Source organism: Variovorax sp. GW821-FHT10C12 (assembly GCF_059415405.1).
Window position 1 is genome coordinate 286,120 of sequence record NZ_JBWKNE010000003.1, and the last position, 22,234, is coordinate 308,353.

Annotated in this window: 18 protein-coding genes; 4 read left to right on the forward strand and 14 right to left on the reverse strand. The window is 68.1% G+C overall.

The genetic code is table 11. From position 1 onward, the window contains the following. Positions 1–18: 18 nt before the first annotated feature. The 3 genes from prmA to AC07OH_RS17895 all read left to right on the forward strand — a co-directional run bounded on the left by prmA (position 19) and on the right by AC07OH_RS17895 (position 3,341). A complete protein-coding gene (prmA, locus tag AC07OH_RS17885) occupies positions 19–909 on the forward strand; it encodes a 50S ribosomal protein L11 methyltransferase (RefSeq protein WP_159278547.1) in 891 nt (296 codons plus the stop codon). 82 nt (positions 910–991) lie between these two features. After that, on the forward strand, positions 992–2,380 hold the full coding sequence (locus AC07OH_RS17890; RefSeq protein ID WP_495301593.1) for a zinc-ribbon and DUF3426 domain-containing protein: 1,389 nt from the start codon (positions 992–994) through the stop codon (positions 2,378–2,380). Positions 2,381–2,438: 58 nt separating this feature from the next. Next, positions 2,439–3,341, forward strand: a complete 903-nt coding sequence (locus tag AC07OH_RS17895; protein WP_153280623.1) for a carbohydrate kinase family protein — start codon at positions 2,439–2,441, stop codon at positions 3,339–3,341. A 114-nt stretch (positions 3,342–3,455) separates the two neighbouring features. On the opposite strand, the gene AC07OH_RS17900 is transcribed toward AC07OH_RS17895, so the two are convergent. The 8 genes from AC07OH_RS17900 to AC07OH_RS17935 form a co-directional block, all read right to left on the reverse strand. Beyond that, positions 3,456–4,016 (reverse strand): histone H1-like DNA-binding protein, encoded by a 561-nt coding sequence (locus AC07OH_RS17900; RefSeq protein ID WP_489059292.1) that lies wholly within the window; start codon positions 4,014–4,016, stop codon positions 3,456–3,458. A 199-nt stretch (positions 4,017–4,215) separates the two neighbouring features. Then, a complete protein-coding gene (locus tag AC07OH_RS17905; RefSeq protein ID WP_099795108.1) occupies positions 4,216–5,406 on the reverse strand; it encodes a ribonucleotide-diphosphate reductase subunit beta in 1,191 nt (396 codons plus the stop codon). Between the two features lie 212 nt (positions 5,407–5,618). Next, positions 5,619–8,531, reverse strand: coding sequence for a ribonucleoside-diphosphate reductase subunit alpha (locus tag AC07OH_RS17910; RefSeq protein ID WP_495301594.1), 2,913 nt, complete (start codon positions 8,529–8,531; stop codon positions 5,619–5,621). Between the two features lie 348 nt (positions 8,532–8,879). Continuing rightward, positions 8,880–9,497 carry a 1,6-anhydro-N-acetylmuramyl-L-alanine amidase AmpD gene (gene ampD, locus AC07OH_RS17915; protein WP_495301595.1) on the reverse strand — a complete coding sequence of 206 codons (618 nt, stop codon included), beginning with the start codon at positions 9,495–9,497 and terminating at the stop codon, positions 8,880–8,882. Continuing rightward, the gene (locus tag AC07OH_RS17920) at positions 9,484–11,034 is read right to left on the reverse strand and encodes a sigma-54-dependent transcriptional regulator (RefSeq protein WP_495301596.1); all 1,551 of its coding nucleotides are present in this window, start codon (positions 11,032–11,034) and stop codon (positions 9,484–9,486) included. The genes ampD and AC07OH_RS17920 overlap by 14 nt, the downstream gene beginning before the upstream one ends. Positions 11,035–11,039: 5 nt before the next feature. Continuing rightward, a complete protein-coding gene (locus AC07OH_RS17925; RefSeq protein ID WP_495301597.1) occupies positions 11,040–12,737 on the reverse strand; it encodes a two-component system sensor histidine kinase NtrB in 1,698 nt (565 codons plus the stop codon). Further along, positions 12,734–12,991, reverse strand: coding sequence for a PP0621 family protein (locus tag AC07OH_RS17930; protein WP_495301598.1), 258 nt, complete (start codon positions 12,989–12,991; stop codon positions 12,734–12,736). Before AC07OH_RS17930 ends, AC07OH_RS17925 begins: the two co-directional genes overlap by 4 nt. Next, positions 12,988–13,800 (reverse strand): cytochrome C assembly family protein, encoded by an 813-nt coding sequence (locus tag AC07OH_RS17935; RefSeq protein WP_056575582.1) that lies wholly within the window; start codon positions 13,798–13,800, stop codon positions 12,988–12,990. The genes AC07OH_RS17930 and AC07OH_RS17935 overlap by 4 nt, the downstream gene beginning before the upstream one ends. 161 nt (positions 13,801–13,961) lie before the next feature. Between AC07OH_RS17935 and ffh the strand changes: the two genes are divergently transcribed. Beyond that, positions 13,962–15,350: a signal recognition particle protein gene (ffh, locus tag AC07OH_RS17940; RefSeq protein WP_495301599.1), complete on the forward strand. Its 1,389-nt coding sequence runs from the start codon at positions 13,962–13,964 to the stop codon at positions 15,348–15,350. Positions 15,351–15,424: 74 nt separating this feature from the next. Here the strand turns inward: ffh and AC07OH_RS17945 are convergent, their stop codons facing one another. The 6 genes from AC07OH_RS17945 to AC07OH_RS17970 all read right to left on the reverse strand — a co-directional run bounded on the left by AC07OH_RS17945 (position 15,425) and on the right by AC07OH_RS17970 (position 22,203). Next, positions 15,425–16,564, reverse strand: coding sequence for an AAA family ATPase (locus tag AC07OH_RS17945; RefSeq protein ID WP_495301600.1), 1,140 nt, complete (start codon positions 16,562–16,564; stop codon positions 15,425–15,427). Further along, entirely contained in the window at positions 16,561–17,478 is a 918-nt protein-coding gene (locus tag AC07OH_RS17950) for an RNA ligase family protein (protein ID WP_495301601.1), read from the reverse strand. The genes AC07OH_RS17945 and AC07OH_RS17950 overlap by 4 nt, the downstream gene beginning before the upstream one ends. A gap of 310 nt (positions 17,479–17,788) precedes the next feature. Then, a complete protein-coding gene (gene mdoH / locus AC07OH_RS17955) occupies positions 17,789–19,807 on the reverse strand; it encodes a glucans biosynthesis glucosyltransferase MdoH (RefSeq protein WP_495301602.1) in 2,019 nt (672 codons plus the stop codon). Positions 19,808–19,815: 8 nt separating this feature from the next. Next, positions 19,816–20,016 carry a hypothetical protein gene (locus AC07OH_RS17960; protein WP_082818265.1) on the reverse strand — a complete coding sequence of 67 codons (201 nt, stop codon included), beginning with the start codon at positions 20,014–20,016 and terminating at the stop codon, positions 19,816–19,818. A gap of 193 nt (positions 20,017–20,209) precedes the next feature. Next, complete coding sequence (locus AC07OH_RS17965) at positions 20,210–21,598, reverse strand: sigma 54-interacting transcriptional regulator (RefSeq protein ID WP_070060101.1); 1,389 nt, start codon at positions 21,596–21,598, stop codon at positions 20,210–20,212. Beyond that, positions 21,595–22,203 carry a hypothetical protein gene (locus AC07OH_RS17970; RefSeq protein WP_495301603.1) on the reverse strand — a complete coding sequence of 203 codons (609 nt, stop codon included), beginning with the start codon at positions 22,201–22,203 and terminating at the stop codon, positions 21,595–21,597. Before AC07OH_RS17970 ends, AC07OH_RS17965 begins: the two co-directional genes overlap by 4 nt. Positions 22,204–22,234: the final 31 nt, after the last annotated feature.

Consider the following 22,234-nt stretch of genomic DNA (forward strand, 5'->3'; position numbering starts at 1 on the left):
CCATGCGCAACGCCCTGTATGTTTGAACTCCGCCTGATGGCGCCCGAAGACCGGGTCGAAATGCTCGGCGATGCGCTCGACGCACTCGATGCGCTGAGCGTGTCGGTCGAAGACGCCGACGCGCAGACCGATGCCGAACAGGCCCTGTTCGGCGAGCCCGGCATGCCGCCGCCCAAGGAGGGCTGGCAGCGCTCGCGCGTGATTGCGCTGTTCCCCGATGAGGATGCCGCCAACGAGGCCGCCTCGGTGCTCGCGTTGCAGGACTTCTTCGACGGCTGCGCGGTGCTCGGCGTGGCGCCGGTGCCTGATCAGGACTGGGTGCGGCTCACGCAATCGCAGTTCGCGCCGGTCGAGATCACACCCGAATTCTGGATCGTGCCCACCTGGCACGAGCCGCCCGCGCAGGCCAAGCAGGTGATCCGGCTCGATCCGGGCCTGGCCTTCGGCACGGGCACGCACCCGACCACGCGCATGTGCCTGCGCTGGATCGCGACGCAAGGCGAGGGCGCCTTTGCCGACCAGCGCGTGCTCGACTACGGCTGCGGCTCCGGCATCCTGGCCATCGGCGCGGCCAAGTTCGGCGCGCGCAACATCGACGCCGTCGACATCGACGAAGCCGCGGTCTCCTCGACCCGGCTCAACGCCGAGGCCAACGGTGTGCAGCTGAACGCGGGCCTGCCCGAAGCAGCCAAGGGCGAGTACCAGACGGTGCTCGCCAACATCCTCGCGACACCGCTCAAGGTGCTGGCGCCGCTGCTGCGCAGCCATGTGGCCGCCGGCGGTTCGCTGGTGCTGGCCGGCATCCTCGAGCGCCAGGCCGACGAGCTCAAGGCGGCCTACGCGCCGTACGCCGCGCTCGAAGTCAGCGACACCGAGGACGGCTGGATCCTCATGACCGCACGCTGCTGAAGCGTGTGGTCGGGCGCTCGCGCTGCGGGTGCCCCGGGCGCCTGCCTGCACGGCGAGGGCCCAACCCTACAATCGCCCGGTCATGAGCCTCGTCACGCGTTGCCCCGCCTGCACCACCACCTTCAAGGTGGTGCGCGACCAGCTTCGCATCTCGGACGGCTGGGTGCGCTGCGGTCGATGCAGCCATGTGTTCGATGCGACCCTCGACCTGCAGGAGGCGCCCGATGGCACGGTGTCCGCGCCTGCCGCGCCGGCACCCGCGCCCACGCCGTCACCTTCGCCGATGTCGTCGATGGCCGCACTGGTGGCGTCTTTCGAGGACGCGCGCCTCGACCTGGCGGCCGCACGACCGGCGGTCGAGGAGGCGGACTTTCTCGATGACGAGTCCGAGCCGCAGGCGCCATCGCCAGCCCCTCAAGACGAAGCCGGGTTGTCGACCGCCGCCGCCAACGTCGCGCCGGCTGCATCCCCGCTGCCTTTCGAACTGACGCTGCCCGCACACGGCCTTGCCGCGGACGAGCCCTGGTCCGACCTCGACGCCACCGAACCTGCATGGCGTCCGCCCGCGAGTTCGCTGCCGCCGTTTCCGAACATCGACCTGAACCTCGGCGCACCGCCGCCCGCATCGCCGCAGCCTGCGCCGCCCTTGCCCGACCTGCCGCGCAGCTCAGCGCTGCGCGGGCTGGTCGCAGCGACCGGTGAGAACGACGATGGCGCGGCTGCGGAGCGCGAGCAGGAAGAGAAGGACCACGACCAGCTCCTGATCCAGAAGGCGCTGCGCCGTGCGCGCGCCAAGTCGGCCAAGATCGCGAACGCCAAGGCCCGCGACGCGCAACACGAAGAGGCGTCCGCGCCGCTGCCGGGCCCCGGCATCCGTGCCGAAGGCGAGCCGGATTTCTCGCTCTCCGCGACCTTCGAGGCGCCTGAAGACCATCCCTTCGCCGAAGAAGACGAGCCGGCCGAAAAGGCCGCCGGCTTCTGGCAGCGCAAGGGCGTGCGCCGCCTGCTCGTGCTGCTGGCCGTGCTCGCGGCATTGATCCTGGTCGTGCAGGTCGTTCGTCATGAGCGCGACGGTATCGTGGCGCGCCAGCCGAACCTGCGACCCGCGCTGTCGGCGCTGTGCCAGTACGCCGGCTGCGAACTCGCGGCGCTGCGCCAGATCGGCGACATCGTGATCGAAGGCGCGGCCTTCGCGCGCGAGAAGAGCGGCGGCAACGACTACCGGTTGAGCTTCACCTTGCGCAACGCGGCGACCGTGCCGCTCGCGATGCCGGCCATCGAGCTGTCGCTGCTCGACACGCAGGAGCAGGCCGTCGTGCGCCGCGTGCTGACGCCCACCGACTACGGCGCGCCGGGCGTGCTGGCGGCGCGTGCCGACCGCGCGGCCTCGCTGCCGCTGACCTTGTCGGCCGGCGAAGCAGCGGCACTGCCGCCGATCGCGGGCTACCGCGTCGAAGCTTTCTATCCCTGAGCGGAGCGCCGACACGCGCGCCGTTCGTTCTCTTTCTCATCCAACCTACGGTCCACCCATGGCAGCAGTGATTTGCGGTTCCCTCGCGTTCGACACCATCATGACTTTCGAAGGCCGGTTCGCCGACCAGATCCTGCCGGACCAGCTGCACATCCTGAATGTGTCGTTCCTGGTGCCGGGCCTGCGTCGTGACTTCGGCGGGTGTGCCGGCAACATCGCCTACAGCCTCAACGCCCTGGGCGGCACGGCGCTGCCGATGGCCACGCTGGGCAGCGACGGCGCCGACTACGCCGAGCGCATGCGCACGCTGGGCATCAGCACGGAGTTCGTGCGTCAGCTCGACGACACCTTCACCGCGCAGGCGATGATCATGAACGACACGGACAACAACCAGATCACGGCGTTCCATCCCGGCGCGATGCAGCAGGCGCACGTCACGAAGGTGGTGGCGCGCGAAGACATCAAGCTCGGCATCATCGCGCCCGATGGCCGCGACGCGATGCTGCAGCACGCCGAGCAATTCGCCGCCGCCGGCATTCCCTTCGTGTTCGATCCGGGCCAGGGCCTGCCGATGTTCGACGGCGACGCGCTGCGTCACTTCATCGAGCTCGCGAGCTGGGTCGTGGTCAACGACTACGAAGGCAAGATGCTGTCACAGCGCACCGGCTGGAGCCTGGCCGAGATCTCGCAGCGCGTGCGCGGCCTCGTGGTCACGCTGGCTGCCGAGGGCTGCGAGGTGTGGACGAAGGGTGAACGCGAGCACGTGCCCGGCGTGACGCCGACGGCGGTGATCGAGCCCACGGGTTGCGGCGACGCATGGCGCGGTGGCCTGCTCTACGGTCTGGAAAAGGAATGGCCGCTGGCGCGCTGTGCAGCGCTCGGCAACCGCATCGGCGCGCTCAAGATCGCGCAACGCGGACCGCAGAACTACCAGATCGATCGCGCCACGCTCGACCTGTGATTCGCTGACATGCCCGCATCGCTTCGGCGATGCGGCCACAGCGGGCGCCCATGAAAAAAGCCCGGCACCTTGCGGTGCCGGGCTTCATGCCTTTCAGGGCCGCTGAGAATTCACTCAGGGCTTGCTGGCCGTCGGAAACGGCCAAGCAGCCTGGGGATTCAGCGTCGTTTGCGCCGCAGGGGCAGGCGCTACGGCAGCCTTCGCAGGCGCGGCGGCCTTCTTGGCGGCAGGCTTCTTGGCAGCAGCGGCAGGCTTGGCAGCGGGCTTTTTCGCGGCTTTCTTGGCCGCGGCCTTCTTGGCAGGAGCCTTCTTGGCGGCAGCCTTCTTCGCAGGCGCCTTCTTGGCAGCAGCCTTCTTGGCAGGCGCCTTCTTCGCTACGGCCTTCTTGGCAGGCGCCTTCTTGGCGGCGGCCTTCTTTGCCGGAGCCTTCTTGGCAGCGGCCTTCTTCGCCGGTGCTGCCTTCTTCGCTACGACCTTCTTGGCTGCAACCTTCTTGGCCGCGACCTTCTTTGCCGGAGCCTTCTTCGCTACGACCTTCTTGGCGACAGCCTTCTTGGCCGGAGCCTTCTTGGCAGCGACCTTCTTTGCCGGAGCCTTCTTCGCGGCGACAGCCTTCTTAGCCGGAGCCTTCTTTGCAGCGACCTTCTTGGCCGGCGCTTTCTTTGCAGTTGCCATTTCTATTTCTCCTTGATCAAGTTGAAAAAATCAACCTATTGAAGCACTCCACGCGCGTTGGGAGCGTGAAGCGATTCATGGCGTTGGAATCTGAGCCCCAGCACCATGAACACCTGAGCCCTCGTCCATGCCGCGCTCTGTGGCGCGATCGGTGGCAAGGGCAATTCTTGAATTCATGAATTGTTGTGTATCGAAAAATTCAATCCCAGGAGAGCGCACCACCCGACTGGTACTCGATCACGCGGGTTTCGAAAAAGTTGCGCTCTTTCTTCAGGTCAATCATTTCGCTCATCCAGGGGAACGGGTTTTCCTCGTTCGGGAAGAGCGTTTCGAGGCCGATCTGCTGCGCGCGCCGGTTGGCGATGTAGCGCAGGTAGCCCTTGAACATGGAGGCGTTCATGCCGAGCACGCCGCGCGGCATGGTGTCTTCGGCGTATTTGTATTCGAGCTCGACGGCCTTCATGAAGAGGTCTTTGATCTCGGCCTTGAACTCTGCGGTCCACAGGCCAGGATTCTCGAGCTTGAGCTGGTTGATCAGGTCGATGCCGAAATTGCAGTGCATCGACTCGTCGCGCAGGATGTACTGGTACTGCTCGGCGGCGCCGGTCATCTTGTTCTGGCGGCCCAGCGCAAGGATCTGCGTGAAGCCGACGTAGAAGAAGAGGCCTTCCATCAGGCAGGCGAACACGATGAGCGACTTGAGCAGCGTCTGGTCGGTCTCGTGCGTGCCGGTCTTGAAGAGCGGGTCGCTGATGGCGTCGATGAACGGGAGCAGGAACTGGTCCTTCTCGCGGATCGATTGCACTTCGTTGTAGGCGTTGAAGATCTCGCTCTCGTCCAGGCCGAGCGACTCGACGATGTACTGGTACGCGTGCGTGTGGATCGCTTCCTCGAAGGCCTGGCGCAGCAGGAACTGGCGGCACTCGGGGGCCGTGATGTGGCGGTAGGTGCCCAGCACGATGTTGTTGGCGGCCAGCGAGTCGGCGGTCACGAAGAAGCCGAGGTTGCGCTTGACGATGCGACGCTCGTCTTCGGTCAGGCCGTTCGGGTCTTTCCACAACGCGATGTCACGCGTCATGTTCACTTCCTGCGGCATCCAGTGGTTGGCGCAGGTGGCGAGGTACTTTTCCCAGGCCCACTTGTACTTGAACGGCACCAGTTGGTTGACGTCGGTCTGGCCGTTGATGATCCGCTTGTCGGAAGCTTTGACGCGCTGGCCTGCAGCGGCGGCCACCGGTGCGGTGGCAGTGGCGGGTTGTGCAAGCGACGAAGTCGGAGCGGCGACCGCGCGACCTGCGGAAGAACCGCTGGTCGATGCGTGGTGCTGCTGCAATCCTTGTTGCATATCCTTTGGTAAGGAGGGCTTGACTTCTTCGTCCCAGGTCAACATAGAAAAATCCAATGCGCAATTATCGGAGCAACGATGTGAGTTGCAAAGTGCTCGTTCACATCGTGCGCCATTTATGGGGTTGTTATGTTGCTCGCATGCATCGCGAGACGTCAGTCAATGCCTTGATTGATTGAACGTCGCGCGCTTTTTACGTGTGCGAGCACCTCGCTGATCGATCGAAGCGTCTGGTGTGTTGACGCTTCACTTGCACATCACTGGCAGGCTTCGCAGGTCGGATCGTCGACACCGCAGAACGCGATGTCGGTGGCGGGCATCGCGCTCATCTGTGCCTGCGCTGCAGCAGCGGCGGCTTCGAGTGCGCTCATGCCCGAGGGTGCGTCGTTGCCCGACGACACCGCGTTGAGACGGCCCGATTGCACCGTCGACTTTTCAGCGTGCGTTGCGCTCTGCGTGCGCAGGTAGTACGTGGTCTTCAGGCCGCGCAGCCAGGCGAGCTTGTAGGTGTCGTCGAGCTTCTTGCCCGAGGCGCCGGCCATATAGATGTTCAGCGACTGCGCCTGGTCGATCCACTTCTGGCGACGCGCGGCGGCTTCGACGAGCCACGTGGTTTCCACTTCGAACGCGGTGGCGTACAGCGCCTTCACGTCCTGCGGCACGCGGTCGATGGGGCGCAGCGAACCGTCGAAGTGCTTCAGGTCCATGACCATCACGTCGTCCCACAGGCCCAGGCGCTTCAGGTCGCGCACCAGGTAGTGGTTGATCACGGTGAACTCGCCCGACAGGTTCGACTTGACCGACAGGTTGCCGAAGCAGGGTTCGATCGAGGCGTCGACGCCGATGATGTTCGAGATGGTCGCGGTCGGAGCGATGGCCACGCAGTTCGAATTGCGCATGCCCTGGCTCTTGATCTTCTGGCGCAGTGCGTCCCAGTCGAGCGTGGACGAGCGGTCCACCTCGACGTAGCCGCCGCGGGCCTTCTCGAGCAGGTCGAGCGTGTCGATCGGCAGGATGCCCTTGTCCCACAGCGAGCCCTTGTAGCTCGAGTACTTGCCGCGTTCGCGCGCCAGATCGGCCGATGCCGAGTACGCGTGGTAGCAGATGGCTTCCATCGACTCGTCGGCGAACTGCACGGCTTCCTGCGAGGCGTAGGGAATGCGCAGCTCGTACAGCGCGTCCTGGAAGCCCATCAGGCCCAGGCCGACCGGACGGTGGCGCAGGTTGGAGTCGCGCGCCTTCTTCACAGCGTAGTAGTTGATGTCGATCACGTTGTCGAGCATGCGCATCGCCGTGGAGATCGTCTTCTGGAGCTTCTCCTGGTCGACCTTGCCGTCCTTCAGATGCTGCAGCAGGTTCACGGAACCCAGGTTGCACACCGCGGTTTCGGTGTCGCTGGTGTTCAGCGTGATCTCGGTGCACAGGTTCGACGAGTGCACGACGCCGGCGTGCTGCTGCGGCGAGCGCACGTTGCAGGCGTCCTTGAACGTGATCCAGGGGTGGCCGGTCTCGAACAGCATCGTGAGCATCTTGCGCCACAGGTCCGATGCCTGGATGGTGCGCGCGGGCTTGATCTCGCCGCGGGCGGCCTTCTCTTCGTAGGCGACGTAGGCCTTCTCGAAGTCGGCGCCGAACAGGTCGTGCAGGTCAGGCACGTTGGAGGGCGAGAACAGCGTCCAGGTGCCCTTTTCCATCACGCGGCGCATGAACAGGTCGGGGATCCAGTTGGCGGTGTTCATGTCGTGCGTGCGGCGGCGGTCGTCGCCGGTGTTCTTGCGCAGCTCCAGGAACTCCTCGATGTCGAGGTGCCAGGTTTCCAGGTACGTGCAGACGGCGCCCTTGCGCTTGCCGCCCTGGTTCACGGCCACGGCCGTGTCGTTCACCACCTTCAGGAACGGCACCACGCCTTGCGATTCGCCGTTGGTGCCCTTGATGTGGCTGCCCAGCGCGCGCACGCGGGTCCAGTCGTTGCCCAGGCCGCCGGCGAACTTCGACAGCAGCGCGTTTTCCTTGATCGACTCGTAGATGCCGTCCAGGTCGTCGGGCACGGTGGTCAGGTAGCAGCTGGACAGCTGCGAGCGCAGCGTGCCGGCGTTGAACAGCGTGGGCGTGCTCGACATGAAGTCGAACGACGACAGCACTTCGTAGAACTCGATGGCGCGGGCTTCGCGGTCGATTTCGTTCAGCGACAGGCCCATGGCCACGCGCATGAAGAACGCCTGCGGCAGCTCGATGCGCGACTTGCGCACGTGCAGGAAGTAGCGGTCGTACAGCGTCTGCAGGCCCAGGTAGTCGAACTGGTTGTCGCGCTCGGCCTTGAGGGCGGCGCCCAGGCGGGGCAGGTCGTACTGCAGCAGCTTTTCGTCGAGCAGCTCGTTGTCCACGCCCTTCTTGATGAATTGCGGGAAGTAGTCGGCGTAGGCGGTGGCACGGTCGACCGGCATCACTTCGCGGCCGATGATCTCCTTGAAGATCGTGTGCAGCAGCAGGCGCGCGGTGGCGAAGGTGTAGTCGGGGTCCTTCTCGATCAGCGTGCGGGCCGCGAGGATGGACGCCTTGTAGACCTCGTCCAGCGGCACGCCGTCGTACAGGTTGCGCATCGTCTCGGCGACGATGGGGGCGGCGGTGATGCTGTCGCCCAGGCCCTGGCAGGCCGACTCGATCAGGCCCTTGAGCTCGTTCAGGTCCAGCGCCACGCGCTCGCCGTTGTCGAGCACGTGCAGTGCCGGTGCGGCGGGCACGTCCTGCTCGCCTTGCTTGGAGCGTTCCTGGGTGCGGCGTTCGCGGTACAGCACGTAGGCGCGTGCGATTTCATGGTGGCCGCCGCGCATCAGGCCGAGCTCGACCTGGTCCTGCACGTCTTCGATGTGGAAGGTGCCGCCGCCCGGACGCGAGCGCACCATGGCGCGGATCACGCCTTGCGTGAGCACGTCGACCGTTTCGCGCACGCTGGCCGAAGCCGCGCCCTGGGTGCCATGCACGGCCAGGAAGGCCTTCATCATGGCGATGGCGATCTTGTTCGGTTCGAAGGGAACGACGGCGCCGTTGCGGCGAATGATCTGGTAGTGGGCGAGGTTCTGACCGGTGGGCGAGCCCGCAGTGTCTTGTTGCTGCTGCGGCGTCGCGGGGACGGCGCGGGGGGTCGACGGGGTGTTCAGTGCAGTTTGCATTCGCTTCCTCTCGGTTGTGCAATTCTTGTTGGTTGGCAAGGCCTCGCGGGCCTTGCGTCGGCGTTGTTGCCGAACGGGAGGACACTATATCTAGGGTCTGGGAGGGCTACAACCACTAGATGTAGTGTTTGCCCCTGGATACAACCCCTACGGAAATTGCATCGGACTCAGCACATCGCCAGCGATGCCGCGTGAATACTGGCCCATGGTGGCGAAACCCACGTCTGGCGCGGCTTGCAAGGCGATTTGGGCCTGCAGGCCGCATGGTTGCTGCGCTGCGCGCTTGCGCTCATCGAATTGCTGCGCCGCGAGAGCGCCGCATCACGAGGCGCCGCGCGATTGAAAAAATTAGCGCGCCACCACCTGCTCGGGAAACATCTGTGGATTCCAGCCGAGCTGTTCGCGCAGCAGGCGCCAGTCGAAACCGGCGCCGGGGTCCTGCTTGCGGCCGGGCGCGATGTGCTCGTGGCCGGCGATGTGGGCGATGGCGTAGTGCTGCGCGAGCGCGGCGCACAGGCTGGCCAGCGTTTCGTACTGCGCGTCTTCGAAGCGCTCGCCCTCGAGGCCTTCGAGCTCGATGCCGACCGAGTCGTCGTTGCAGTTGGTGCGCCCGCGCCACGACGACACGCCGGCGTGCCAGGCGCGGTCCTCGCAGCTCACGAACTGCCAGAGCTCGCCGTTGCGCCGCACATAGAAATGCGAGGACACCTCGAGCCCGCGGATCGACTGGAAGTACGGGTGCGCGTCCCAGTCGAGCCGGTTGGTGAAGAGCTGCTGCACGGCGTCACCGCCGTATTCACCCGGCGGCAGGCTGATGGAGTGCAGCACGATCAGGTCGGTCTGCGCGCCGACGGGGCGCGGGCCGAAGTTGGGCGAGGGCAGGGCCTTGGCGAAGCGGTACCAGCCGGCGCGCCAAAGTCTGTCGTCGCCGGCCGGTGTCGTGGCGAGGTCGTCAGTCGTCGGCATGCGCGGTGGCACCGTCGTCGCCGTTGGGCGTGGAGATGCCCAGGCGCGCGATGCGGTAGCGGATCTGGCGCAGGCTCATGCCCAGCCGCGCGGCGGCGGCCGTGCGGTTGAAGCCGCTTTCGTGCAGCGCGCGCACGAGGATCTCGCGCTCCTGCTGGTCGAGCCAGGCTTGCAGGTCGGAGGGCAGCGGCGGCGGTGCGGGCTTGGGTTCGACGGCCGGCGCGGGGGGCGCAGCCACCGCAACGGCGGGCGGCGCTTCGGCGGATTCGCTGCGCGGCGCGGCCGGCATCGGCGTCATCGCGCCCATCAGGTCGATGTGCAGCTCGTCGCCGTCGTTCAGCGCCACGGCGCGGTGCAGCAGGTTCTCGAGCTCGCGCACGTTGCCGTCGAGCGGGTGCTGGGCCAGGCGCAGCAGCAGCGCGTCGGACAGGCGCGGCACCGGCAGGCCGCCGTCCTGCGCGATGCGCGCGAGCAGCGCGGTGCACAGCGCGGGCAGGTCTTCGCGGCGCTCGCGCAGCGCGGGCACCGCGATCTCGATCACGTTGAGGCGGTAGAACAGGTCCTGCCGGAAGCGACCGGCCAGCACCTCGGCGTGCAGGTCTTTATGGGTGGCGCTCACGATGCGCACGTCGACCGCGTCTTCTTGCGTCGAGCCGATGGCGCGCACGCTGCGCTCCTGGATGGCGCGCAGCAGCTTCGACTGCATGGCCAGCGGCAGGTCGCCGATCTCGTCGAGGAACAGCGTGCCGTCGCGCGCCGCCTGGAAGTAGCCGTCGCGGTCTTGCGACGAGCCCGTGTACGAGCCCTTCTTGGCGCCGAAGAACTCGGCCTCGAGCAGGTTCTCGGGAATCGCGCCGCAGTTCACCGCGACGAAGGGGCCTTCGCTGCGTTGGCTGCAGCCGTGCACGGCGCGCGCGACCAGCTCCTTGCCGGTGCCCGACTCGCCGCGCACCAGCACCGGCGCCATGCCGCGCGCCACCTTGGCGATGCGCGACTTGACGAGGCGCATCGGGTCGGAGTCGCCGACCAGCCGGTCGAGCGCGGTGGCGCCGCTGCGCGTCACGGCCAGTGCGTCGGGGCGTTCGCCGCCGTGGCCGGCGGCCTGCGGCGGCGCCTTCTGCGGTACGACCACCGCGGCGCGGTTGGCCTGCACGGCCGAGGCCACCACGGCGCGGAACTGCTTCAGGTCGACCGGCTTCGTGAGGTAGTCGAAGGCGCCGGCCTTCAATGCCTCGACCGCGTTCTCGGCCGAGCCGTAGGCGGTCATGACCACGCAGCGTTCGCTGCGCTGGTCTTTCTGGATGCGATGGATGATCTCCATGCCTTCGCCGTCGGGCAGCCGCATGTCGGTGATCACGGCGTCGAAGCGACCGGCCTCCAGGTGCTGCCAGGCTTCGGACACGCTCCCCGCGGCTTCCACCCGGTAGCCTTCACGCAGCAGCGTGAGTTCGTAGAGCGTGCGCAGGTCGGGTTCGTCGTCGATGACGAGGATCTGCGCGGGGCGCGGGGCGGCGGCGGAAGGCGGGAGGGAGCTCACGGCCGCTATTGTGTCAGCCGGTTTTCGCTCGGTGCGAAGCTGACGAAGAATTCATTGCCCTCGGGCCCGCCCGGCACCAGCGCGCGCCGTTCGTAGCCGATGGTCGCGCCGTGGCGCCGGCACAGCTCGCGGCACAGGAACAGGCCCAGGCCGCTGGAGCGGCTCTCGGACGAGAAGAAGGGTTCGAACAGGTGGCGCTGCACCGCCGGTTCCAGCGGCGCGCCGTCGCTCCACACCAGCAACGCGGCGCGCTGCACGCCAGCGCGCTGCACCGTGGTGATGACCTGGATCGCGCCCTCGCGCTGGCTGGCGTAACGGGCCGCGTTGTCCAGCAGGTTCACCAGCAGGCGGCGCAGGTGCTCGGCCTCGAAGCGCACCTCGCTGCCCGGCGCGTCGAGCGCCACGCGCACGCCCTTGCGCTGGGTCTGGCGTATCCATTCCTCGGCCAGGATCTGCGCGGCCGGGTCGAGCACCAGCTGCTCGCCGAGCGAGAGCACGCGCTGCTGGCGCGCGCGCGAGACGTCGAGCACGTCGTCCACGATGCGCGCCAGGCGCTGCGCGTTGTGCTGCACCATGTCGGTCAGCTTGCGGTGCGCCGGGTCGGTCAGGTCTTCGCTGAGCAGCGCGCTGGCCTGCGCGATGGCGGCCAGCGGGTTGCGGATTTCATGCGCCACCGCAGCCGACATGCGGCCCATCGCGGCGAGCTTTTCGGTGCGGATGCGGGCTTCGAGCTCGCGCAGGTCCTGCAGGAACATCACGCACAGGCTGTCGGCGCGCCGGTCGTCGGTGGGCGTGAGCCGGGTGCGCACGCGCACCTCGCGCGCCGCGCCGCGGGCCTGCGCCACCGGGATTTCTTCGGTCTGCGGCGCGCGCCGCGCGAAGGTCTGGCGCGCGAGCGCGGCCAGCGCATGCCAGGCCGGCTGGGTGTGCAGCGGGAACGGCATTGGCAACTGCGCCAAGCCCTGGCCGAGGATCGCGTCGGCCGCCGGGTTGGCGGTGTGCACCAGGCCCTCGGCGTCGATCACCAGCACGCCTTCGGTGAGCGTTTCGATCACCAGGTCGTTGACCTGTGCCTGCATCTGCGCATGGGTGCGGCTGCGTTGCGCCACCGCCTCTTCGCGTGCCAGCCGGCGCGCCAGCTCGTGCGCGAGCAGCGCCACCACGAACAGGCCGGTGCCGGTGAGGGCGGCCTGCACGAAGCGCGCCGAGGCGTCGCCGGGTTGCTGCAGCCAGTGCCAGCCGGCGTCGGCCAGCAGCAGCAATGTCACGGTGGCCGTGGTGCCCAGGCCGACCAGCAGCGTGCCGAGCACCGCGCTCATCAGCACCGGCAGCGCGAACAGCGGCGTGTAGTTGACGCTGCCGCCCTGCAGCACCTGCAAGGCGCTGAAGATGCCCAGGTCGACCCCGATGGTCAGCAGCCAGAGGGTGGAAAAGCCGCGGATCGGCGGCGCGAAGTGCGCATAGCGCATCTCCAGCCAGGCCAGCACGAGGTAGCCGCCCGACAGCACGATCGGCAGCGGCTGCACCGTCTGCCCGATGGCGAAGGCCACGCCCTGCAGCAGCACCAGCACCAGCGCCACGAAACAGCGCGCGGCCATGAAGCCGCGCCACAGCCGCAGCAGTGCCGTGCTGTCGCCAGCGCCCAGGTCGAGCACGTCCCAGTCGGTGGCCGGCTCGCCGCGCGACCGGCGCAACGAACTCATGAGGCGGTGCCGGCCTGACGGTGCGCGGCGCTGCAGAACACCGCGCCGTCCGGCCCGGGGAGCGCGTCGGCCGCGGGCAGGTGCAGTCCGCAATGGGCGCAGCGCACCATCGCCTGCGGCGGGCCGACGGCCGGCGTGCGCTGTTGGGCCTTTTTGGCGCGTTCCTGTTGCGCGTCGCGCATCTCTTCGCGCCGGTTCTTGCGCCAGAGCCAGATCGCGACCCACACTACCGCGAGGACGAGCAGGTACTTCATGCGGGCAGGCGTGTCAGCACGACTTCGAGCACAAAGCGCGAACCCACGTAGGCCAGCAGCAGCAGCGCCGCGCCCGCATAGAGCACGCGCCGTGCGGTGCGTCCGCGCCAGCCGAAGCGGGCGCGGCCAGTCAGCAGCACGGCGAAGCTGAGCCAGGCGAGCACCGAGAAGATGGTCTTGTGGTCCCACTTCCAGGCACGGCCGGCGGCGCCGTAGAGCTGCTCGCTGAACAGCAGGCCGGCCAGCAGCGTGGCCGACAGCAGCACGAAGCCCGCCGTCACGAAGCGGAAAGTGAGCCGTTCCAATGTGAGCAGCGGTACGCCGGCCTGCGCATCGGCGCTGGCCAGGCGGATCTGCTTTTCGGCCCGCGTGATCAGCCAGGCGTGCACCACGGCGGCGCCGAACAGGCCGTACGAGGCGATGCCCAGCGCCAGGTGCAGCGGCAGCCAGGGCGAGGCACTGACATGCAGCGGCGTGCCCGGAAACAGGAGCGCCAGCAGCACGGCAGCCGCGCCCAGCCAGGCCAGCGCACGGCGTGCCTTCAGTTGCGGGTACAGGCGGCTTTCGACCGCGTAGACCGTGAGCACCAGCCACGCCGTGACCGACAGCGCCGGCGCGAAACCAAAGCGAGGGTCGCCGCCGATCAGCCCGTGGCCGAGCACCGCAGCGTGCAGCAGCCATGCGATGCCGAGCGCCCATTGGGTGGTCTGGCGGCTGAGCCGCGCACCGGCGGCAGCGGCAAAACCGTAGGCTGCCGCGGTGGCGATGCCCAGCGCCACGCCGAGTGGGGAGGGGATCGCTAAAATCATCGCTGGAGTGTATAGGCTCGCCCCCCGGCTTCGCGCACGTCGCGTCGCTTCGCCCACCCCCGCCGGGGGCCACCCCCGCGAGAGAGCGGGCCCACGTACCGCTTCCAGGTTTTCACGACTTTCCATCGGTCCGCTGCCGCGGACAACAAGGTATTTCCTTCATGGCCACCGCCCTCACCGAAAAGTTCTCCCGCCTCGTCAAGACGATGAGCGGCCAGGCGCGCATCACCGAAAGCAACGTGCAGGACATGCTGCGCGAGGTGCGCATGGCGCTGCTGGAGGCCGACGTGGCGCTGCCCGTGGTGCGCGACTTCGTCGCCCGCGTGAAGGAGAAGGCGCTCGGCCAGGAAGTGCTGGGCTCGCTCAAGCCGGGCCAGGCGCTGGTGGGCATCGTCAACCGCGAACTCGCCGCCACCATGGGCGAGGGCGTGTCGGACATCAACCTCGCGGCCCAGCCGCCGGCGGTGATCCTCATGGCCGGCCTGCAGGGCGCCGGCAAGACCACCACCACCGCCAAGCTGGCCAAGCACCTGATCGAGAAGCGCAAGAAGAAGGTGCTCACCGTGTCGGGCGACGTGTACCGCCCCGCCGCCATCGAGCAGCTCAAGACCGTCACCAAGCAGGCCGGCGCCGAGTGGTTCCCGAGCACGCCCGACCAGAAGCCGCTGGACATCGCGCGCGCCGCGCTCGACCACGCCAAGCGCCACTACTTCGACGTGCTGCTGGTCGACACGGCCGGCCGCCTGGCGATCGACGAAGTGCTGATGACCGAAATCAAGCAGCTGCACGCCGAGCTGAATCCGGTCGAAACCCTGTTCGTGGTCGACGCCATGCAGGGCCAGGACGCGATCAACACCGCCAAGGCCTTCAAGGAGGCGCTGCCCCTCACCGGCATCATCCTGACCAAGACCGACGGCGATTCGCGCGGCGGTGCAGCGCTGTCGGTGCGCCAGGTCACGGGCGTGCCGATCAAGTTCGCCGGCACGAGCGAGAAGATCGACGGCCTCGAAGTGTTCGACGCCGAGCGCCACGCCGGCCGCATCCTGGGCATGGGCGACATCGTCGCGCTGGTCGAGCAGGTCACGGCCGGCGTCGACGTCGAAGCGGCGCAGAAGCTCGCGGCCAAGGTCAAGAGCGGCGCGGGCTTCGACCTCAACGACTTTCTCGGCCAGCTGCAGCAGATGAAGCAGATGGGCGGCCTCTCCAGCCTGATGGACAAGCTGCCCCAGCAGATGGCCGCCAAGGCCACCGAGGCCGACATGACCCGCGCCGAGCGCGACATCCGCCGCAAGGAGGGGATCATCCAGAGCATGACACCGCTGGAGCGCCGCAAGCCCGAGCTGCTCAAGGCCACGCGCAAGCGCCGCATCGCGGCCGGCGCCGGCGTGCAGGTTCAGGAAGTGAACCGCCTGCTCAACGAGTTCGAGCAGATGCAGGGGATGATGAAGAAGATGAAGGGTGGCGGCCTGATGAAGATGATGAAGAAGATGGGCGGCATGAAGGGCATGGGCGGGATGGGTGGTCCCGGCGGGCCGAAGCTGCCGTTCTGAGCCGCACACACATATATATAGACATACGGACAGAAGCCCGCCGGGGGATGCCCCGGCGGGCTTCGTCGTTTTCTTCAGGTCTGCACGTCGTAGACCGTGGCGTGCGCTTCGACGGGCGCCGGCAGCTCCCAGCGGTGCAGCATGCGCTCGATGCCCGCGTTCGACAGCGTCGTGTCGCGCGCGCGGTTGCGGCGCATCAGCTCGGCATGCGGCACCTCCAGGTACACCAGCTCGGTCTGTGCGTGGTACGCCCAGAGCAGGTCCAGCGTCTTGGTGCGCATCTGCTGGCTCAGGTGCGTGGCGTTCCAGACGAAGCGCTCCTGCTTGCGCAGCAGTGCCTTCGCCTGGTCGACCGCGTGGTGCGCGGCGAGCCCATCGTTCTCGCCGTACCTGAGGCCCAGCTCGGCGCGCGCGTCGTCGAAGGAAACCACCGGCCAGCCCTTGCGGTGCTGCGCCACCCAGTGGTTCTTGCCGCTCGCGGGCAGGCCGCACATCACCGTGACCTGCGAGCCTGCCGTCTGGAACAGCGGGTAGTCGGGGCTGGTGTCGGCGCCGCGGAAGTAGGCCAGGCGCGTGTGCGCATCGGCCATCTGTCGCGGGCCTTCCCAGCAGCCTTCTTCCTGCGCCAGCTGCTCGAAGAGCGCGATGTCGGCCAGGCTGTCGGCGCGCTTTTCGTAGTGGCGCCCCCGCATGTCGCAGCGCGCCACGCAGCACAGGTCGGGCAGGCTCAGCTCCCACGAGAGCTTGTGCACCAGCCACTCGGGCCGCACGCCCTTGCGCGAGGCAAAAGCGTGGAACGGCACCTGGTGCACGGCGATGATCCGGCACACGGCCTCGCGCAACGCGAAGGGCACGCGGGCCTTCCACATCAGCACGCGCACGTCGACCGATCCGCGGCGCGAATGGCCGGGCTGGCCGATGCGGCCGCTGGCCTCGTCGATCACGGTGGTGTCGGGCTTGGCGATGTCGTGCAGCAGGCAGGCCATGAACAGCACGAAGCGGCCGTCGGCGTCGGCGCGCTGGTAGTGCGCGTCGGCCAGGAGCGCGTCGAGCACCATGCGTGTGTGGAGGCCGACGTTGCCTTCGGCGTGGTAGTACGGGTCTTGCGGCGTCTCTTCGAGGCGCAGCAGGGCCGGCAGCAGGTCGCAGCACTGCGCCCAGTCGTAGCTTTGCGCGGTCGCGGGGACCAGCGCGCGCAAATCGTCGTAGGTCATCGCGGCCTCCTTGCGTTGGTTGCCAGTTCGGTGGGATCGCACAGCGTGCGCAGCCCCAGGTCGTGCCAGTTCACTGGCGGTGTCGGCGCGTAGAGGTCCACGCCCGGCGCCAGCTGGTTGGGCAGCACCGGCCGGCGGCTGTGGTGCGAGCCCGAGTCGAGGATGGTCTGCACGAAGTCCGGTCGCACCCATTTGTAGCGGCCCGTCACTTGATTGCCGGATTCGGTCTTGAGGTACAAGCCCTCGGCGAGGTCGGACAGGTCGGTCTGCTGGCGCACCAGGTCGAGCGGCTGGCCCTCGTGCTGCACGGCCTGCTCGAAGGCCGGCTTCCAGTCGGCGCTGCGTGCCAGCGATGGTTGCACGAGCGAACGCAATGCCTTCGCGCTGCGCGGCATTTCGCCCTCGTACAGCACGGGCACCGACAGCACCGGCCCCTCGGCCAGCAACGCATGCCGCGCGGCGGTCGACAGGAAGCACTGCGCCTGACGGTCGTAGAGGTCGAACTCCAGGAAGAAGGCCGGCAGCCGGTCGTACCAGCAGCTGTGCTTGGCAAAGCACCACTCGCCGTACATCACGTAGCGGTCTTCGAGCCGTTCGAGCAGCGCCGCTTCATGGGCGGCGGCCCAGTGCTTGAACAGGTTGAACTGCCGCTCGCCGGCGCCGCCTGCGAGGTAGTGGCCGCGCGATTGCAGCAGCAATTCGCCTGCCGAGGTGAACGACACGGCCGCATTCGCGCCATCGAGTTTTTCCTCGATGACCACATGCTGGCCTTGCAGCGCGGACAACGACGTCTGGCCGTCGTCGGTATCGCCGGCCTGCAGCCGCGAGCCTTCCAGGTGCGCCGTACGTGGGTACTTGAGCAGCGGGATCGACGAAAGAGAAAGAGAAAGAGAAAGAGAAGAAGGGGGAAACACGTTGGTTCTCCAGATGCAAATCAGGAAAGACCGACAACGTGCGGGAGCGAAGCTGGAAGAGAGATCGACTCGGCGGCCGCAGCGGGCGGCCGTGCCTGGTCAGTGTGGGAACGCAGCTTGGCGCCCGACATGACCAGCGAGTGGTGTTGTCGGCGTCAGAGGGTGATGACGGCGAATCGGGGCACTTGGCGCTCCAGGGGATCGAAGGGATCCGTGGGTGGATGAAAAAACGAAGGCGCGATTCTAGCGATGCGCCATGAAAAAAGCCGACCCTGAGGCCGGCTTTTTGGAGGGCTGTGTCTTCAGCGCATCAGGCCGTGGCCAGCGCCGCCGGGCGCGCCAGGCGCAGCGCATGCATCCAGGCGCGGCGCAGCACGGCGGGCGAACGCGATTCCTCGGGAATCAGCAGGAAGCCGCGGTCGCGCAGCGTGGTGCCCAGCGCGATCTGGCTGGTCAGCACGGTCAGCGGAATCGCCAGCAGCAGCGGCAGGCCGACGGGCATGAGCCAGATCAGCGCGCTCGGGTCGATCATCGCGACACCGACGGCCAGCATGGCGATCACCAGCGACATGGGGGCCAACTGCGAGGCAGCGACCTTCCACGGCACGGCGGCGGCTTCACGCGGGGGCGACTTCCAGTCGAGCTTGATGCCGGTGAGGGCGACCAGCACGAACAGCGAGTGGGCCAGCATGCGCACCGGAGCCTGCACGATGGCCAGGCCGGCTTCGAGCACCGAGCTCTTCACCAGGCCCCACACACCGCCGTACTGGCGTTGCTCGCCGCGCATCAGCACGGCAGCGATGCCCAGCACGCGCGGCAGGAACAGCAGGCACAGGGTCCAGACCCACAGGCCGGCCAGTTCGGCGGGCAGCACGTTCCAGCTCGACACCAGGCTCGAGCCGCTCAGCCACAGGGCGGTGCCCAGCGTCAGGAATGCGAGCCACAGCGGGGCCGAGACGTACGCCATGGTGCCGGTCACGAACATCGCGCGGTGCACCGGGTGGATGCCGGGCTCGGCCATCAGGCGGGCGTTCTGCAGGTTGCCCTGGCACCAGCGGCGGTCGCGTTGCAGCTCGGCCAGCAGGTCCGGCGGTTGCTGTTCGTAGCTGCCGACCAGGTCGGACACCAGCCACACGTGGTAGCCGGCGCGGCGCATCAGCGCGGCTTCGACGAAGTCGTGCGACATGATGCCGCCCGACATGCCGCCGGTGCCCTTGATCGGGGCCAGCGCGCAGTGCTTCATGAAGGCTTCGACGCGGATGATCGCGTTGTGGCCCCAGTAGTGCGACTCGCCGAGCTGCCAGAACTGCATGCCCAGCGTGAACAGGCGACCCGTCACGCGCGAAGCGAACTGCTGGGCGCGGGCGTGCAGCGTGACGTGGCCGATGGCCTGCGTCGCGGTCTGGATGATGCCGGCGGTGGGGTTGGCTTCCATCAGCTTGACCATCGAGGCCAGGCAGTCGCCGCTCATCACCGAGTCGGCGTCGAGCACGACCATGTAGCGGTAGTCCTTGCCCCAGCGGCGGCAGAAGTCGGCGACGTTGCCGGCCTTGCGGTGCGTGCGGCGGGTGCGCAGGCGGTAGTACACCTCGACCTGCGGCTGGTTCGGGCTCTCGGCCAGCGCGGCGCGCAGGTCTTCCCAGGCGGCGCGCTCGGCGGCGGCGGTCTCGGGGTTGTAGCTGTCGGACAGCACGAACACGTCGAACTGCTTGGCGTGGCCCGTGGAGGCGACCGATTCGCAGGTGGCGCGCAGGCCGGCGAACACGGTGGCCACGTCCTCGTTGCAGATCGGCATGATGATCGCGGTGCGTGCCTCGGGGTTCATCGGGTGGTGGGCCACCTGTTTCGCCGAGAGGGCGTGCTTGTCACCGCGCACGGAGACATAGAAGCCCATGAGCGCGGTCACGAAGCCGGTGACGACCCAGCCCGAGAGCAGGCCGTACAGGCCGATCTGGCCGTATTCGAGCCAGACGTTGTCGTAGTCGGGTTGCACGCTGGCGAACAGCGACGACGCGATCACGGTGCTCAGCAGCGTGAGCAGCATGAAGGCGAGGCGGCGCTGGCCGGCGGCGCGTTCCCAGGCCTGCGGGGCCGGGGCGGCCTGCTTGGCGGCGGGGGCGCTGTCGGCGTTGCGGCCGGCGCCCAGGCGCACGAGCATGGCGGTGCCGATGCTGTTCCAGAAACCACGCCAGGGGCGCGGTGCCATGGAACCGCGGTTCAGCGGCGGTGCGGTGACGGCGTTGGGGTGGCGTTCTTCGCGCAGCGCGCTGCGGTGCGCGAAATCGGATTCGGCGAGGACGTTGAGGTGGGAGAAGTCGTTCGGCTTCATCGTTTCATTCACCAACGTTGCTTGTCCAGGGGGGTGTCGCCAATGGCCGGAAGGCGCTTGAAGACGCAGTCCGTGGCGGCGCCGCCGACGCCGGAGAGCGCGGTCAGCGAATGGCCCGCGGCACGGGGCCGCGAGGAGGAAAACTGCTTTTGACGCAGGCCGTCGCGCTGCGGACGCAGTGCGAAAGATGGGCTGGTAAGTGCTGTCATGCCAGTACAGGGGCAAACCCTGTGCCAGCCTGGAAAAACGCTTTCAAATCAACGACTTGGCGCGACTCGGAACCGTTTTCCGTGGGGGAGGGGCCTGCCGGGCCCTCGAAACCCCCGTTTTTGTCGCCGAATCCCGACAAGCCGGGGAGGCCCTCGGGGAACAGCCTTTCAAATCAACGACTTAGGCCTGTCGCTACTCGGCGACAGGGTCGCCACCGGGAGCGACAACGTCGGCCTTGAAGTTGCCCGGCGTGAGCTCGTGCTTCTGCAGCAGGCGGTAGAACTCGGTGCGGTTGCGGTCGGCCAGGCGGGCCGCGTCGGCCACGTTGCCGTCGGTCAGCTTGAGCAGGCCGACGAGGTAGTCGCGCTCGAAACGCTGCTTGGCCTCGGCGTAGGTGAGCACCTCCACGCTCGGTACGCGCAGCGCGCGCTGCACCAGCGCCAACGGGATCAGCGGCGAGCCCGACAGCGCGCAGACCTGCTCCACCACGTTGTAGAGCTGGCGCACGTTGCCCGGCCACGCGGCGGTGGTCAGTGCCTTCAGCGCCTCGGGCGCGAAGCCCGACAGCCGCTTGCCGTACTTGGTCGACAGCTTCTGCAGGAAGTGGTTGGCCAACAGCGGAATGTCCTCGCGCCGCGCCGACAGCGGCGGCAGCGTGAGCGTCACCACGTTCAGGCGGTAATAGAGGTCTTCGCGGAACTGGCCGGCTTCCATCGCGGCGTCCAGGTCGCGGTGGGTGGCCGAGACGATGCGCACGTCGACCTCGATCGACTGGCTCGCGCCCAGTGGGCGCACCGCGCGCTCCTGCAGCACGCGCAGCAGCTTGACCTGCAGCGCGGGCGGCATGTCCCCGATTTCGTCGAGCAGCAGCGTGCCGCCGTCGGCCTGCTGGAACAGGCCCTTGTGGTTGGCGTGGGCGTCGGTGAAGGCGCCCTTCATGTGGCCGAACAGCTCGGATTCGAGCAGCGCTTCGGGAATGGCGCCGCAGTTGACCGCCACGAAGGGCTTGTCGGCGCGCGCGCTGGCCTTGTGGATGGCGCGCGCCAGCAGCTCCTTGCCGGCGCCGGAGTCGCCGCGCAGCAGCACGGACGCGTCCGACTTGGCGACCATGCGCGCCTCGGCCAGCAGCTCGGCCATGCGGTTGCTGCGGCTCACGATTTCCGAGCGCCAGCTGTCATCGCCGGTCTTGCTGGGCGTGGTGGTCGGCGCGCCGAGCGCCAATGCCTGCGCGATCTTTTCGAGCAGCTCGCGCGCGTCGTAGGGCTTGGTGAGGTAGGTGAACACGCCGCGCGCCGTGGCCTCGACCGCGTCGGGGATGGTGCCGTGCGCGGTCAGCAGGATCACCGGCAGCGTCGGGTGGCGCTTGCGGATCTCGTCGAACAGCTGCAGGCCGTCGCGCCCGGGCAGGCGCACGTCGCTGAGCACCAGCTGCGGGTGCTCGATCTCGAGCTGCGTGAGCGCGGTCTCGGCCGAGGTGACGGCCGTGACCTGGTAGCCCGCCGACACCAGCCGCATCGAGAGCAGCCGCAGCATGTCCGGGTCGTCATCGACCACGAGGAGGCGGGCACCAGCAGTACTCATGGGTTGGATCTGCTTCCGTTGGAGGGCGTGGGTGGCGGCGTGTTCGGCCGGGCGAAGCTGCGCTCGATGGCGCGCAGCGCCTCGATGCGGTCGTTGAGCTGGTCGATGCGGCGCTGGCTGTCGCGCAACTGCTGCACCTGCTTGTCGCGGTCGTCCTCGACGCGGCGCTGCTCGACATAGCGCGCGGCCAGCGCCCGTGCGAGCGGGTGCAGCGGCTGCGCCTCGGGCGCGGGGTTGGCGATCACGCGCTGCAGCAGGCCCAGCGCGCGCGCCAGGTCGGCCGGCACGCGGGTCTGCGCGAGCAGGAGCGCGAGCTGCATCTGCGCCGCGGGCGTCTCGCCCTGTTCGCTGACGCGCGCAATTTCGGCGCTCAGGTCGGCGCCGCCCAGCGGGCGCACCTTGTCGGCGTAGGCCAGCATGGTCGCGAGGGGCCCCTGCGTGAGCTGCGTGAACAGCGACGCCGGCTGCGTGGCCGGCGCGCGGGGCTCGGCCTCGACCGGCACCACGCGCGGCGCGGCCACGGGCGGCGGCAGCGCGTCGGCTTCGGCCGGAGGCTTGGGCTGGGAGGCGCAGGCTGCCAGCAACAGGGCGCATGGCACGGCCATGGCCCCGGCGAAGGTGGATCTGCGGACGAAC